Genomic DNA, 14725 nt, shown 5'->3' with positions numbered 1-14725 from the left:
CTGAGTATCACTCAGAAAACTATTGACGCCGAACCCGGCGAGGCGCGAAACTGTGCAAAATTTCCGCTGTATTGGTCAATGAATCGGCGTATTCATTCGATGTGAGCAAAACTCAGAAATCGGTGGGTGCGACACACTTTCTGGAGACGGAGGAGACATGATCAACCTGCCCGGCGTGCAATTCATGCTCGGTGAAGACATCGAGATGCTGCGCGACGCCGTCGCGACGTTTGCGGCGAAGGAAATCGCGCCGCGCGCGGCGGAGGTCGACCGCACCGACCAGTTCCCGATGGATCTGTGGAAGAAGTTCGGCGATCTCGGCGTGCTCGGCATGACCGTCTCCGAGGAATACGGCGGCGCGAACATGGGCTACACCGCGCACATGGTCGCGATGGAGGAGATCTCGCGCGCGTCGGCGTCGATCGGCCTGTCGTACGGCGCGCATTCGAACCTGTGCGTGAACCAGATCCACCGCAACGGCACCGACGCGCAAAAACGGAAGTACCTGCCGAAGCTCGTGTCGGGCGAACACGTCGGCGCGCTCGCGATGAGCGAGCCGAATGCCGGCTCCGACGTCGTCAGCATGAAGCTGCGCGCGGACAAGCGCGGCGACCGCTACGTGCTCAACGGCACGAAGATGTGGATCACCAACGGCCCCGATTGCGACACGCTCGTCGTCTACGCGAAGACGGACGTCGACGCCGGCCCGCGCGGCATCACCGCATTCATCGTCGAGAAGGGGATGAAGGGCTTCTCGGTCGCGCAGAAGCTCGACAAGCTCGGCATGCGCGGGTCGCACACGGGCGAGCTGGTGTTCCAGGACGTCGAAGTGCCGGAAGAGAACATCCTCGGCCAACTGAACGGCGGCGTGAAGGTGCTGATGAGCGGCCTCGACTACGAGCGCGCGGTGTTGTCGGGCGGCCCGACGGGCATCATGGCTGCGTGTCTCGATGCGGTGGTGCCGTATATCCACGACCGCAAGCAGTTCGGCCAGTCGATCGGCGAATTCCAGCTGATCCAGGGCAAGGTCGCCGACATGTACACCACGTTCCAGGCGTGCCGTGCGTACCTGTACGCAGTGGGCCGCCATCTCGACTCGGCGGGCAGCGACCACATTCGCCAGGTGCGCAAGGACTGCGCGGGCGTGATCCTCTACACGGCCGAGAAGGCGACGTGGATGGCCGGCGAGGCGATCCAGATCCTCGGCGGCAACGGCTACATCAACGAATACCCGGTCGGGCGCCTGTGGCGCGATGCGAAGCTGTACGAGATCGGCGCCGGCACGAGCGAGATCCGCCGGATGCTGATCGGCCGCGAGCTGTTCGCGGAAACGATGTAACGCCCACGTCACGCGAACGGAGCCCCGTCGATGCCGATCATCGAATCGAAACTGAACCCGCGTTCGGAAGACTTCCGCGCGAATGCCGCGGCGCTGGAAGCCGTTGTCGCCGACCTGCGCGCGAAGATCGAACAGCTCGCGCAGGGCGGCGGCCAGGCCGCGCGCGACAAGCACCTGGCGCGCGGCAAGCTGCTGCCGCGCGAGCGCATCGCGCAACTGCTCGATCCGGGCGCGCCGTTTCTCGAGCTGTCGCAGCTCGCCGCGAACGGCATGTACAACGACGACGCGCCGGGCGCGGGCGTCATCACCGGGATCGGCCGCATCGCCGGCCGCGAATGCGTGATCGTGTGCAACGACGCGACGGTCAAGGGCGGCACCTACTATCCGATCACGGTGAAGAAGCACGTGCGCGCGCAGGAAATCGCCGCGGAAAACCGGCTGCCGTGCGTGTACCTCGTCGATTCGGGCGGCGCGAACCTGCCGAACCAGGACGACGTGTTTCCCGATCGCGATCACTTCGGCCGCATCTTTTTCAACCAGGCGACGATGTCGGCCGCGGGGATCGCGCAGATCGCGGTCGTGATGGGCTCGTGCACGGCCGGCGGCGCGTACGTGCCGGCGATGAGCGACGAGTCGATCATCGTGAAGGACCAGGGCACGATTTTCCTCGGCGGGCCGCCGCTCGTGAAGGCTGCGACCGGCGAGGAAGTGAGCGCGGAGGATCTGGGCGGCGGCGACGTGCACACGCGCCTGTCGGGCGTGGCCGATCATCTCGCGCAGAACGACGCGCATGCGTTGTCGATCGCGCGCAACATCGTCGGCCATCTCGCACCGAAGATTGCGCCGCCGGTCGCGCTGCGCGAGCCGAAGCCGCCGCGCTACGACGCGAAGAGCCTGTACGGCGTGATTCCGGTCGACACGCGCAAGCCGTTCGACGTGCGTGAAGTGATCGCGCGCATCGTCGACGATTCCGAGTTCGACGAATTCAAGGCGCGCTTCGGCACGACGCTCGTCACGGGCTTCGCGCACATCTGGGGCCATCCGGTCGGGATCGTCGCGAACAACGGCATCCTGTTTTCCGAATCGGCCGTGAAGGGCGCGCATTTCATCGAGCTGTGCTGCCAGCGCAAGATTCCGCTCGTGTTCCTGCAGAACATCACGGGCTTCATGGTCGGGCGCAAGTACGAGAACGAAGGCATCGCGCGGCATGGCGCGAAGATGGTGACGGCCGTGTCGAATGCGAAGGTGCCGAAATTCACGGTGATCATCGGCGGCTCGTTCGGCGCCGGCAACTACGGGATGTGCGGCCGCGCGTTCGGCCCGCGCTTCCTGTGGATGTGGCCGAACGCCCGCATCTCGGTGATGGGTGGCGAACAGGCCGCGTCGGTGCTCGCGACCGTGCGTCGCGACGGCATCGAAGCGAAGGGCGGGTCGTGGTCGGCCGAGGAAGAGGACGCGTTCAAGCAGCCGATTCGCGACCAGTACGAGCGCCAGGGCCATCCGTATTATGCGAGCGCGCGGCTGTGGGACGACGGCGTGATCGATCCCGCGCAGACGCGCGACGTGCTCGGGCTCGGCCTTGCCGCGTCGATGAACGCGCCGATCGACGACACGCGCTTCGGCGTGTTCCGCATGTAACGCCCGGGAGGACAGACCGATGCGATACGAAACGATCAAGGTAAGCGAAGCCGGCCGCGTGGCGACCGTCACGCTCGCGCGGCCCGACGTGCGCAATGCGTTCAACGAGACGATGATCGCCGAGCTGACCACCGCGTTCGAATGGCTCGACGCGTACCAAGGCGTGCGCGCGATCGTGCTCGCCGCGGAAGGGACGGCATTCTGCGCGGGCGCGGATCTGAACTGGATGAAGAAGATGGCCGGTTACTCGGCCGACGAGAACCGCGCCGATGCGCGCAAGCTCGCGCGGATGCTCGAAGCGATTTATCGCTGCCGCAAGCCGGTGATCGCGCGCGTGCATGGCGATGCGTATGCGGGCGGCGTGGGCCTCGTCGCGGCGGCCGACATCGCGATCGCCGCCGACGGCGTGAAGTTCTGCCTGTCGGAAGCGCGGCTCGGGCTGATTCCCGCGACGATCGCGCCGTACGTCGTGCGTGCGATGGGCGAGCGCGCGGCGCGCCGCTATTTCACGACGGCCGAGGTGTTCGACAGCACGCGTGCCGCGTCGCTCGGCTTCATTCACGATGCGGTGCCGGCCGACGCGCTCGACGAAACGGTCGCGAAGCTGGCCGCGACGCTCGTCGCGAACGGCCCCGACGCGGTGACGGCGTGCAAGCGGCTCGTCGCCGACGTGGCCGGCCGCGCGCTCGACGCGACGCTGATCGAGCAGACCGCCGACTGGATCGCGCAGACCCGCGCCGGCGCGGAAGCGCGCGAAGGGATCGCGTCCTTCCTCGACAAGCGCACGCCGTCGTGGCGTGAATGATCGCGTGACCCCAACCTTCCGGACGACATCGAAGCCATGTTCGACAAGATTCTGATCGCCAACCGCGGCGAAATCGCGTGCCGCGTCGCCGCGACGTGCAAACGTCTCGGGATCGCGAGCGTCGCCGTCTATTCCGACGCGGACGCGAACGCGAAACACGTGGCCGCATGCGACGAGGCCGTGCACATCGGCGGCTCGGCCGCGGCAGACAGCTACCTGCGCATCGAGCGCATCATCGAAGCCGCGCGCGCGACCGGCGCACAGGCGATTCATCCCGGCTACGGCTTTCTGTCGGAGAACGAAGATTTTGCGCATGCATGCGAAGCGGCCGGCATCGTGTTCATCGGGCCGCCGGTCGACGCCATCGCGGCGATGGGATCGAAGGCGGCCGCCAAGGCGCTGATGCACGCGGCCGCCGTGCCGCTCGTGCCCGGCTATCACGGCGACGACCAGGACGCGGCCAGGCTGCATCGCGAAGCCGACGGGATCGGCTATCCGGTGCTGCTGAAAGCGAGCGCGGGCGGCGGCGGCAAGGGGATGCGCGTGGTCGAGCGCTCCGACGATTTCCCGGCGGCGCTCGCGTCGTGCCAGCGCGAGGCCGCGAGCAGCTTCGGCAACGATCGCGTGCTGATCGAGAAATACCTGACGCGTCCGCGCCACGTCGAAGTGCAGGTGTTCGGCGACACGCACGGCAATACCGTGTACCTGTTCGACCGCGACTGCTCGGTGCAGCGCCGTCACCAGAAGGTGCTCGAGGAAGCGCCGGCGCCGGGGCTGCACGACGACGTGCGCCAGGCAATGGGCGAAGCGGCCGTCGCGGCCGCGCGTGCGGTCGGCTATGTCGGCGCGGGCACCGTCGAGTTCATCATGACGGGCGACGCGTTCTACTTCATGGAGATGAACACGCGCCTGCAGGTCGAGCATCCGGTCACCGAGATGGTCACGGGGCTCGATCTCGTCGAATGGCAACTGCGCGTCGCGGCGGGCGAGCCGCTGCCGCTGAAGCAGGAGGCGTTGCGCGTACGGGGCCATGCGCTCGAGGCACGCCTTTACGCGGAGAACCCCGCGCGCGGCTTCCTGCCGTCGACGGGCACGCTGAAGCACCTGCGGCTGCCGGCCGGCGTCGAGTTCGACATCGGTGCGGCGGTGCGCGTCGACAGCGGCGTGCGCGAAGGCGATGCGATCACGCCGTTCTACGATCCGATGATCGCGAAGCTGATCGTCCACGGCGCGGACCGCGCGGAAGCGCTGGGCCTGATGCTGCGTGCGCTGCGCGCATGCGAAGTGGTCGGCCTGCATACGAACGCCGCGTTCCTGCAGCGGATCGTCGCGTGCGAGCCGTTCGCGACGGCCGATCTCGACACGGGCCTGATCGAGCGCAATCACGATGCGCTGTTCGCGCCGCAACAGCCGCCGCGCGCGGCGCTCGCACTCGCATGCGCGGCGCTGCTTGCCCGCGAACGCGGGGCAACGCAGGCCGCCTCGCCGTGGAGTGCGCTGCCGGACTGGCGGCTGAACGGCGGCTATCGCCGCACGTTCGAATGGCACGCGCCCGATCGCGAAGCGGACGTGACGGTGACGTACGAGGACGACGGCGACGGCACGCGCATCGCGATCGGCGACGCGGCCGCGCAACCGTTCGCATGGGCCCGCGGCGCCACGCCGCTCGATTTCGACGTGACGCTCGGCGGCGTGCGCGGCAGCGGCCGCGTCCATGCGGACGGCGACACGTTTCATGTGTTCACGCAGGGCGCGGCCGAAACGTTCGAATGGCGCAACCTGCTCGCGCATGCGGGCGACGCGGAGCAGGGCGGCGGCCGCCTGACCGCGCCGATGCCCGGCAAGGTGATCGCGGTGCTGGTCGAGCCGGGCCAGCAGGTCGAAGCCGGCACGCCGCTGATCGTGATGGAAGCGATGAAGATGGAACACACGATCGGCGCGCCGCGCGCGGGCGTCGTCGCGGAAGTGCTGTACGGCGTCGGCGACCAGGTCGCGGACGGTGCGCAGTTGCTGATGATGGCGGAAGGCTGAGCGGCCTTGCCACTCTACACGGGCCGGCCGCCGCTGCCGCGGCCGGCCCGCAGGAAAGCACTTCGTCATCCGCCGTCGTCGCGACAGCGCGGCGTCGGTATCGAGGACGCACGAAGCAGTACGCGCGATTCGCGCAAATCTTTCGAAATACTTACGAACTCCGCCGTTCCCGCCACGTCCCCGCGTGCCGCGCGCTGCGTGCCCCCCGATCTTCCCGCCGCTCGACACCGTCGTGTAACAAGTCGAACATAGCATCTCGGCGTCGATATGACCGGCGCGGCGTTCGCGCCTGCGTCACGTCGTCATCCTCACGGAGAACCGTTATGCGAACGTCGGCCCTACGGCCTTTCGCGGTCGCCGGCCTGATCGCGCTGACTGCGCTGCTCGGCGCCTGCAACGACGACCTGACCGCACCCGCCGCGCCCGTCGCGCAGCAGAAGGCCGCGTGCGGCGGCGCCGTGGTCGCCACCGCGCAGATGCGCTGCCCGCCGGGTTTCACCGCACCGGCTTCGTCGCCCGCTTCCTGATTCCGGCCGTTCCCTCCAGAAAACCCATCAAGAGCAACCAGCATGGCCATCCATTCGCGACGCGATTTTCTGAAGTTCTCGGCCGGCCTCGCCGGCGCGACCGCCGCCACCGCACTGCTGCCGGAATCGATCCGCAAGGCGCTGGCGATCGAGCCGAACACCGTCACGGGCACGATCCAGGATGTGCAGCACATCGTCGTGTTCATGCAGGAGAATCGCTCGTTCGACCATTACCTCGGTCATCTGAGCGGCGTGCGCGGCTACAACGATCGGTTCCCGGTGACGCTGCCGAACGGCAAGCCGGTGTGGTTCCAGCCGCGCCAGGAAGACAAGTCGAGCGTGATCGCACCGTTTCGCTACGACACGACCAATCCGGGCGTCAACGCGCAATGTATCGGCGGCCTGCCGCACACGTGGGCGACGACGCACGGCGCGATCGACAACGGCCGCGCGGACCAGTGGGCCGTGCAGAAGTCGAACATGACGATGGGCTATCACGTTCGCGACGACATCCCGTTCCACTACGCGCTCGCGGATGCGTTCACGGTGTGCGACAACTACTTCTGCTCGATCCCGGGCAACACGCACCCGAACCGCATGTACCTGATGACGGGCATGGTCGATCCGCTCGGCACGGGCGGCGGCCCGTTGCTCGACAACACCGACTACATCGACAACCAGTTCGACAAGGTCCAACTGCCGCCCTTCAACTGGACGACCTACCCGGAACGGCTCGAAAAGGCCGGCATCTCGTGGCAGATCTATCAGCAGGGCACCGGGTTCGACAACTTCACCGGCAACTACGGCACCAACATGCTGGCGTGCTTCAGCAACTTCGTGAACGCGCCGGCCGGGTCGTCGCTGCAGACGCGCGGGATGAGCACGCGTCCGATCACGCAGTTGAAGGCCGACGTGCAGGCGAATGCGCTGCCGCAGGTGTCGTGGCTGCTGCCGCCCGCCGCGTATTCGGAGCATCCGAAATTCACGCCGCTGTATGGCGCGTACTACCTGTCGACGATCCTCGATGCGCTGACGTCCAATCCGGACGTGTGGAGCAAGACGGTCCTGCTGATCATGTACGACGAGAACGACGGCTTCTTCGACCATGTCGTGCCGCCGTCGGCGCCGACGCTGCCGGGCTCCGGCATGAGCACCGTCGACGTGTCGCTCGAGCGGCACAACGTCGTGACGTCGACACAAGCCGGCACTTATACGGCCGACAACCTGCCGTACGGCCTCGGCCCGCGCGTGCCGATGTTCGTCGTGTCGCCGTGGTCGAAGGGCGGCTTCGTGTGCTCGCAGGTGTTCGATCACACATCGGTGCTGCAATTCATCGAGAAGCGCTTCGGCGTGATCGAAACCAACATCTCGCCGTGGCGTCGCGCGATCTGCGGCGATCTGACGTCGGCGCTCGATTTCTCGAAATCGGACGCGACGCTGCCGACCCTGCCGAGCACGCAGGCCTATGTCGCGCAGGCCGACCTGCAGTGCTCGCGCGCATCGTCGCAGACCGCGCCGGCCAGCACCGCGCAGCAGGTCGTGACCGCGCAGGAACCGGGCACGCGGCCGGCGCGTGCGCTGCCGTACGAATTGCACGTCACCGGCCAGTTGCAGGCGCAAGGCTACGCGCTGACGTTCGCGAATACCGGCACGCAGGGCGCGCACTTCTGGGTCTATACGGGAGACCCCACCGCGATGCCGCGCCGCTATACGGTCGAAGCCGGCAAGCAACTGACCGATACGTGGGCGCTCGATGCGAACGGCAACTATCTGGTGAGCGTGTGGGGGCCGAACGGTTATTTCCGGCGCTTCGCGGGGTCGGCGGCCGCCGATGCGGCGGCCAAGCCTGAAATCACGCCGTGCTACGACACCGCGAACGGCGATGTTTACGTGACGATCGCCAATGCCGGCACCGGCCCGCTGACGGTCACGGCGACCGATGTCGCCTATGGCGGCGCGGCGCGCACGCTGACGGTTCCGGCGGGCCAGCGCATCGAAGCGCACTGGGACCTGTCGTGCAGCAGCCACTGGTACGACCTGCAGTTCGCGGTGGCGGGCAATGCCGGCTGGATGCGCCGCATCGCGGGGCACGTCGAGACCGGCAAGCCGAGCATCACCGACCCTGCGGCCGTCGCGCCGACGATCACGGCGATCTGACGACGGCAACCGATGCGACGACGCGCCGGCCGGATTCAACCGGCCGGCGCCTCGGGTCTGCCGATCGAGGAGGTTGCAGCGGCGTCAGGGCAGCAGCCCGTCGTCGTGCGCCATCATCAGCGCCCGCATCGCGGACCACATGCCGTAGTAATGCACGATGTAGCTGTCCGCACGGCGAAACAGCCAGGGCGTGTTGAGGCTGACGAGATCGGCCACGCCTTCGTGCTGCAATCGTCCGTCGCGCTCCATCGCGCGAATGAAATGCAACTGGTCGCCATCGCTCGCATAGACGCTCGAGCGGTCGTGCAGCGCGGCGATCGTCGTCATCAGGGCGCGCAGCATCGCGTCGTTGCGTTCGGTGCGGCGGAACGCCATCACGCCCGAATTGAACGCCCACTGGCCGAGGTCCTGCGCGAGCAGCCAGTCGCGCCCGTCGAGCAGCGGTTCCAGCGGTTGCTGCCGGTTCGCGATCAGCACGTCGGCATCGAGCCACACGACCCATTCGTGATGCTGCAGATAGGCGTGCAGCAGCCACGGCTTGAACCAGTTGCCCGTGGCGTTCAGCCCGATCTCGGCGGGAATGTCGCGATGCACGTAGAGCGTGTAGCCGTGCGCGTTGCAGTAGCGACGGAAATTCCGTTCGGCCACGCGTGCATAGCTGCCGATGTTCGGCGTGTACAGCATCATCAAAGCAATCGGGCGGCCGGGGTTGTACGTGCTGCGCTCGGCGGCCTCGTCGGGCGCAGCGGCGTCGTGATCGAACGCGAACATCTGCCGGCCGGCGGCGCGGCAGCGATCGACGTACGCGACGAGCGTGTCGCGAAAGCGCGGCGTCGCGCCTTTCCGTTCGGGATCGTGCGGCGTGTCGTCGATGCTGATCGCGAACGTCGGTTCGCGGCTCCACATCGGATCGAGGTCGGGGCCGGACGGCATGATCGCGTACAGCCCGTCGATCGGCGTCATGTAGCGATGCGTATCGAGATCCGCGAAGAGCGCGGCTTCCGACGTCAGCCTCGGCTCGCTGCCGAGCTTGCAGCGCTGCACGAGCCGCATCGCGATTGCGCGCACGTCCGGCGTGTTGCGCCAGATCTGCACGTCGACCTGCGGCAGCGGCGATGCGAACGCGTCGACGAGCAGCATGTCGCGTCCGGCCATCAGGCGATCGAGCGCGACGGGTTCGATGATCGCCGCGTCTTCGCTCAGCAGCAGCACGAGTTCGCCGGGTCGCGCGCCGCGCAGCACGTGGAGCAGCGACTCGTAGCGATGCAGCGGCCGCAATGGCAGCGCTTGCGGCATGCCGGATGCGTCGACGATCTCGTGACGATAGCCATGCGTCTGCGCGTACCAGCGGTGGTTGTCGAGGCTCGCGGGCGCGTGCTGGCTGAAATGACTGAGGACGATCATCGCGCGTTCCGAACGCGGGGAGGCGCGCACACGCACCGCGCGGCGTTCTTCGGCTCGGCGTCCCATCCCGATACGCCTTTCTGCGAGCGTCGCCCCGGTTCGTCATGGATGGCCTGGAAGCCTTGCGCGGCATCGTATTCCATTCTGTGTGCCTCGGTTTTGATCGTGGTGCGGCGAGGTAGCGTGCTGCCCGTTCGAATGTCCCGGGAAAACCGGCCACCGGGCGGCACGAGTATCGCATAACGGTCGGACGGATTGGCCCGGCAGGGCCGCGCGCTGACCATCCCTGACAGTGTGCGGCCGGCTGCCTCCGCTAAAATGCCGGGTTGCCGCCGCTTGACGCGGGCGGCGCTTCGCGCGCTACACTGCGCCATGCCATTCCCGTTCAACCTTCCATCCCGCCGACGATGACGTCTCCTGTCCTGACCGGCCTGCGCATCGGTATCACGATCGGATTGCGTGCCCCCGACGAAAGCCTGTGGATCAACGGCATCAAGCAGAACGCGCTGTTCCTCGCGAAGCTGCTGATGGCGTCGCCGCACGGCTACCGCGTGACGCTGGTCAACACGACCGACGTGCCGCTCACCGACGCGCTGCCGTGGGATCGCAACGTGTACGACACGCGCGCGTTCGCGGACATGAAGGATGCGCTCGACGTGGTGATCGAGCTGGGCGGGCAGATCGACGGCGAGCAGACGGCTTATCTGAAAGCGCGCGGCGTGAAGCTGGTCAGCTATTGCTGCGGCGTCGAGTACATCAACGTGATGGAGTCGATCCTGTTCGGCCGTCGGCTGTGGGATTCGCTGTTCATCAACCGCGGCTATGACGAGGTATGGGCGATTCCGCAGATCGCGCCGTCGTCGCTGCCGTTCCTGCAGTCGCTGCGCCGCTGCCCGGGGCGCGTCGTGCCGTTCGTGTGGGATCCGATGTTCCTGACCGAACGCGCGCAGTCGCTGCCCGAGCGCGGCGAATACCGGCCGCGCAGCGAGCCCGGCAAGCGGCTCACGGTGATGGAGCCGAACCACGACGTCGTGAAGTTCTGCGTGTATCCGATGCTGATCATCGACGAAGCGTATCGGCGCGACCCCGACGCGATCTGCTTCGCGCACGTGACGAATGCCGATCGCCTCGCGCACGACAGCCCCGAGTTCGTGATGCTGATGAATTACCTGGACATCGTGCGCGCGGGCAAGGCGAGCTTCGTCGGGCGCTTCGAAACGCCGCTGTTCCTGGCCGACCTGACCGATATCGTCGTGTCGCACCAATGGTCGAACCCGCTGAACTATTTCTATTTCGACGTGTGCTGGCAGGGTTATCCGCTCGTGCACAACGCGAGCCTCGCGCCCGATCTCGGCTACTACTATCCGGACAACGACGTGCAGCTGGGCGCCGATGCGCTGCTGCGCGCGCTGCATGCGCACGACGACGACTGGCAAGCGTATACGCGGCGCCAGCGCGAAATCCTCGGCCGTTATACGTCGGCGAATCCGGCGCTCGTCGCCGAGTATGACGCGCTGCTCGCGAACCTGATCGGCGCGCCGGCCGCCTAGCGCCGAGTATCCGCGGCGCACGTTCGTGGCGCCGCCGTCCGCCGTCGGGTTTGTCCCGCCCTCATGTCTGACGAAATCGTGCCGTTAAAAAAAGAAACCGCCGAACCCGATGGATTCGACGGTTTTCGAAGGCACGAAATTGACGGCTCCGAGGGAAGTCCGTCGAAAACAAGTTTATAGGTTAACAAGTCGGAAAGATTGTCAAATATGTTTCAATCGATAATCTTCATATAATTGAAGTTGGTATTATTGGTTGGGCGTGGATTGATTCCGTTTGGAATCTTGATAATGTCGTTTGAAACGTGAAAATTGAACGCTGCGATGATCGAATGGCGCGCAGCGGCGCGTTTCGCGCGAGAGACGGCATGTGCGGAGACGGATGTTTCGGCTTGCGTATCGAGCACGGACGGCACTTCGCGGCGCGGTATTTATCTGAACAATCGATGGCGTCCCGATTCGTGGGACGAGTAAATCCGGAAAAGGCGGTCCGGATAAAACCGGCCGGATGAAAAAGATAAACGATTCGGTTTTTTTGGATTCTTGTAATTCCCGTTGTGTAACCTGTCGCACTGTCGGTATCGTGCGCGCGTGGTGTATTTAAAGTAACCGAATAGCGTAAAAAAATATCGAATTTGACGGCGCCGAAGCGAACAGTACGCTCCCCGGAAAAAATCGACATACAGGATGGGCCGGGTGGGCGGCGGAGCGCGTCGAGGTCGGCTCGTTCCGCCTATGTGTTGAGGTCGAGCCGCGATCGGCGGCTCGCCATTAGCCGGAGCGCCGGATGAATGCGGTCGAAGCTCGCCAGGAGGCGAATCGGAAAGCGAATCGCAACGAAATCGATCTCGTGTTCGGGGCACCCGACGATCACCCCGATCTTGCGTCGGTGCGCAGTTTCGTCGAAAGCCGGCTCGGATTCGCGCGCGAGCCCGTGTGCCGCGCCGACCTGTCGGGCGGCGTGCTGTACGAGGAATGCCTGGCGCGGCTGCGGTGGGGCGAGCGCGATGCGCTGCCGCCGCTCGCCTTTCTGCCGCGCCTCGAAGCGCTCGGGCTGATGCGCTGGTTCGACCGGCTGGTGGTCGGCCGCACGATCGATGCGCTGCGCGCCGATCCGGGCGCCGTGTACGGTTGCAACGTCGCGGCGGCAAGCGCGGTCGTGGACGACGCGTGGCTGGCGATTTTCAGGCGGCTCGAGCGCGAGCCGTCGGTGGCGGCGCGGCTGGTGGTCGAGATCACGGAGACGGGGCCGCTGAACCCGGTCGCCGGCCGGTCGTTCGTGTCCCGCTTCCAGCGGGCCGGGTGCCGGATCGCGATCGACGATTTCGGCGTCGGTTTCAGCGCATTGAACAATCTGGTGGTCGGCAATCCCGACATCGTGAAGCTCGACCGCTCGATCCTGTCGCTGATCAAGCGCAACGCGATCGGCCGCTACCAGTTCCGCCGGCTGATCGCGTTTGCGCATGAAGGTGCGCGGCACGTCGTCGTCGAAGGCGTGGAAAGCGAGACCGACCGACAGATCATCGTGGATGCCGGCGTCACGTGGGCGCAGGGCATCCGGTTTTCGTGGCGATCGCCGGCCGCCGCATGATCGCGGGAACGGGCGGGGCGGCGCGCGGAGTGTGCGTCGGGAGCAGGGGCGCGGAGCGGGACGAATCGCAAAGGGGCGTGGGCATGGCGGGAACGAAAGCCGGAGGCGGAACGGGCACGCAGGCGGCCGATGCGCGCGACCTGGTCGCGATCGCCGAACTGGTCGACATGCTGGGGCAACTCGGCGCCGAAGCGACCGATGCGCCGATCGACGTCGCGTCCTGTCTCAATGGCCTGACGATCGTCGCGCGCCGTATTCAGCGGATGAGCCCGCTCGACGCGGGCGGCCGCGAACTCGCGGCGCGGCACTATTACGCGGGGGTCATCGCCGGCGCGTGCGGCGACGAGTCGGCGATCGCGCGCGGCGTATCCGACAGCCTCGTCAGGCAATCGGGCGGGGCAGGCCGGTCGGCCACCCGTTGTTTCGCGGTGCTCGCGCGCATGGGGCGGCGGCATGGTCGCGCGTTCGCCGCGCAAAGCGGCGATCGGGTACTGGCGTAACGCAACCGGGGCGTGTGAAGGAACTCAGCCGAGCGAGCGGCCGGCGAACAGGTGCTGGATCTGCGTGGAATAGGCGCTCACATTGTGCTCGGCGAGCGTGTCGACCTGGTGCAGGCAGCGGCGAGCCGCCGCCGCGTAGTCGTCGAGCCGTGCGTCGTGCGTCTGCGCGGCGGTCGCGATCGCGCGCGCCGCATCGAAGATCTCGAAGTCCGGATAGTAGTAGCCGACGTCGCGCAGGAACGGCGAGTTGTGCACGAGCGGGTAGTTGCCGTACAGCGCGTCGTACAGCAGGTAGTTCAGGCCGTTTTCCCAGTGGTGCGACACGACGATGTCGGTGTGATGCGCGGCCCATGCGACGAACGGCGCGCGCACGTCGGCAGTGGCCTTGCCGTCGCGCACCATTTCGAGCCCGAGCGCGAGATGCTTGAAGGCGACGTTTTCCTTCTTGTCGAACGTGTTGGTCATGTACACGTGCTCGACCAGCTCCGGATGTTCGACGTAGCACGCGTTCGCGGCGAGCATCGGCACGATCGCGCTCTTCACGACGTTCAGGTTCGGTTCGAAGAACGCGATGCGCTTGGCCGGGCCGCGATTGCGATAGCCGAAGCGCGCCTTCAGTTCGGGATCCGCGTCGAGGCTGCGTTCGATGAAATACGGCGACCAGATGTGCGGCAGCTCGATCACCGGCGCGCGGTACACGGCCTGGAAATAGGCCGCGCACGTGTGCATGTGCTGCGGGTTGGTCCAGATCTCGTCGAACTGCACGCGGTGCGGGTTCGGCTTCCAGTCGTTCTTCTCGAAGTTGATCGTCTCGACCGCGATCACGTAGTCGTTGCCGAAGCGGTACGACACGCACTTGCCGCCGCGGCCGCGCACGGCGTCCGTGTGCGACGGGTCGACGAACGCATTCATCTCGATCAGCAGGTCGGTCTGGTGGATGATGGCCGACAGCGGCCGCAGCGCGTCGCCGAACGCGTCCAGCATCAGCGCCTGCGGATACTCGGTGACGCCATCGTCGTGCGCGAGCCAGACTTCGCCGATCAGCGGCGATTGCTTCAGCAGCATGTACAGGTACACGCAGTGCTGGTTCGCGCCGTTGTACCAGATCGACTGCGTCGCGTCGCGCTGCACGTTCATCGTTATCGCGACATTGAGTTTCATCGGATCGGCTCCGTGAGCGGGCGCG

General features: G+C 66.4%; 12 protein-coding genes. 9 read left to right on the top strand and 3 right to left on the bottom strand.

Annotation, left to right across the window (positions count from 1 at the left end; genetic code table 11):
* The first annotated feature begins 157 nt into the window (after nt 1-157).
* The 6 genes from WS95_RS09535 (at nt 158) to WS95_RS09510 (ending at nt 8497) form a co-directional block, all read left to right on the top strand.
* A complete protein-coding gene (locus WS95_RS09535; protein ID WP_059782861.1) occupies nt 158-1339 on the top strand; it encodes an isovaleryl-CoA dehydrogenase in 1182 nt (393 codons plus the stop codon).
* Between the two features lie 30 nt (nt 1340-1369).
* A complete protein-coding gene (locus WS95_RS09530) occupies nt 1370-2977 on the top strand; it encodes a carboxyl transferase domain-containing protein (RefSeq protein WP_034204153.1) in 1608 nt (535 codons plus the stop codon).
* Nucleotides 2978-2996: 19 nt separating this feature from the next.
* Nucleotides 2997-3782: an enoyl-CoA hydratase/isomerase family protein gene (locus WS95_RS09525; protein ID WP_059823464.1), complete on the top strand. Its 786-nt coding sequence runs from the start codon at nt 2997-2999 to the stop codon at nt 3780-3782.
* A gap of 36 nt (nt 3783-3818) precedes the next feature.
* Nucleotides 3819-5813 carry an acetyl-CoA carboxylase biotin carboxylase subunit gene (locus WS95_RS09520; RefSeq protein ID WP_059823462.1) on the top strand — a complete coding sequence of 665 codons (1995 nt, stop codon included), beginning with the start codon at nt 3819-3821 and terminating at the stop codon, nt 5811-5813.
* Nucleotides 5814-6136: 323 nt separating this feature from the next.
* Nucleotides 6137-6340, top strand: a complete 204-nt coding sequence (locus WS95_RS09515) for a hypothetical protein (protein WP_034204156.1) — start codon at nt 6137-6139, stop codon at nt 6338-6340.
* 42 nt (nt 6341-6382) lie between these two features.
* Nucleotides 6383-8497, top strand: coding sequence for a phosphocholine-specific phospholipase C (locus WS95_RS09510; RefSeq protein ID WP_059823461.1), 2115 nt, complete (start codon nt 6383-6385; stop codon nt 8495-8497).
* An 84-nt stretch (nt 8498-8581) separates the two neighbouring features.
* Here the strand turns inward: WS95_RS09510 and WS95_RS09505 are convergent, their stop codons facing one another.
* The gene (locus tag WS95_RS09505) at nt 8582-9901 is read right to left on the bottom strand and encodes a galactosyl transferase GMA12/MNN10 domain protein (RefSeq protein WP_156444463.1); all 1320 of its coding nucleotides are present in this window, start codon (nt 9899-9901) and stop codon (nt 8582-8584) included.
* A gap of 407 nt (nt 9902-10308) precedes the next feature.
* On the opposite strand from WS95_RS09505, the gene WS95_RS09500 reads away from it, so the two are divergent.
* A complete protein-coding gene (locus WS95_RS09500; protein WP_059823457.1) occupies nt 10309-11451 on the top strand; it encodes a DUF2827 domain-containing protein in 1143 nt (380 codons plus the stop codon).
* Between the two features lie 212 nt (nt 11452-11663).
* Here the strand turns inward: WS95_RS09500 and WS95_RS35670 are convergent, their stop codons facing one another.
* On the bottom strand, nt 11664-11855 hold the full coding sequence (locus tag WS95_RS35670) for a hypothetical protein (protein ID WP_230624746.1): 192 nt from the start codon (nt 11853-11855) through the stop codon (nt 11664-11666).
* A 380-nt stretch (nt 11856-12235) separates the two neighbouring features.
* Here WS95_RS35670 and WS95_RS09495 point away from each other — a divergent pair, with 380 nt between their 5' ends.
* Both WS95_RS09495 and WS95_RS09490 read left to right on the top strand, forming a co-directional pair.
* On the top strand, nt 12236-13039 hold the full coding sequence (locus WS95_RS09495) for an EAL domain-containing protein (protein WP_034204160.1): 804 nt from the start codon (nt 12236-12238) through the stop codon (nt 13037-13039).
* Nucleotides 13040-13122: 83 nt separating this feature from the next.
* Nucleotides 13123-13539: a hypothetical protein gene (locus tag WS95_RS09490; RefSeq protein WP_059782879.1), complete on the top strand. Its 417-nt coding sequence runs from the start codon at nt 13123-13125 to the stop codon at nt 13537-13539.
* Between the two features lie 24 nt (nt 13540-13563).
* On the opposite strand, the gene WS95_RS09485 is transcribed toward WS95_RS09490, so the two are convergent.
* Nucleotides 13564-14700: a DUF2827 family protein gene (locus tag WS95_RS09485; RefSeq protein WP_059823456.1), complete on the bottom strand. Its 1137-nt coding sequence runs from the start codon at nt 14698-14700 to the stop codon at nt 13564-13566.
* Nucleotides 14701-14725 lie beyond the last annotated feature (25 nt).

The organism is Burkholderia sp. MSMB1826 (genome assembly GCF_001526325.1).
Classification (GTDB): Bacteria; Pseudomonadota; Gammaproteobacteria; order Burkholderiales; family Burkholderiaceae; genus Burkholderia.
The sequence above is the reverse complement of the archived record's forward strand: the minus strand, read 5'-3'. Positions and strand labels throughout refer to the sequence as shown.

Bases quoted from the DNA above. Each gene is read 5' to 3' on its own strand.
- WS95_RS09485 (WP_059823456.1), bottom strand. From the start codon at position 14,700: ATGAAACTCAATGTCGCGATAACGATGAACGTGCAGCGCGACGCGACG.
- WS95_RS09495 (WP_034204160.1), top strand. From the start codon at position 12,236: ATGAATGCGGTCGAAGCTCGCCAGGAGGCGAATCGGAAAGCGAATCGC.
- WS95_RS09520 (WP_059823462.1), top strand. From the start codon at position 3,819: ATGTTCGACAAGATTCTGATCGCCAACCGCGGCGAAATCGCGTGCCGC.
- WS95_RS09510 (WP_059823461.1), top strand. From the start codon at position 6,383: ATGGCCATCCATTCGCGACGCGATTTTCTGAAGTTCTCGGCCGGCCTC.
- WS95_RS09530 (WP_034204153.1), top strand. From the start codon at position 1,370: ATGCCGATCATCGAATCGAAACTGAACCCGCGTTCGGAAGACTTCCGC.
- WS95_RS09500 (WP_059823457.1), top strand. From the start codon at position 10,309: ATGACGTCTCCTGTCCTGACCGGCCTGCGCATCGGTATCACGATCGGA.
- WS95_RS09535 (WP_059782861.1), top strand. From the start codon at position 158: ATGATCAACCTGCCCGGCGTGCAATTCATGCTCGGTGAAGACATCGAG.
- WS95_RS09525 (WP_059823464.1), top strand. From the start codon at position 2,997: ATGCGATACGAAACGATCAAGGTAAGCGAAGCCGGCCGCGTGGCGACC.
- WS95_RS09505 (WP_156444463.1), bottom strand. From the start codon at position 9,901: ATGATCGTCCTCAGTCATTTCAGCCAGCACGCGCCCGCGAGCCTCGAC.
- WS95_RS09515 (WP_034204156.1), top strand. From the start codon at position 6,137: ATGCGAACGTCGGCCCTACGGCCTTTCGCGGTCGCCGGCCTGATCGCG.
- WS95_RS09490 (WP_059782879.1), top strand. From the start codon at position 13,123: ATGGCGGGAACGAAAGCCGGAGGCGGAACGGGCACGCAGGCGGCCGAT.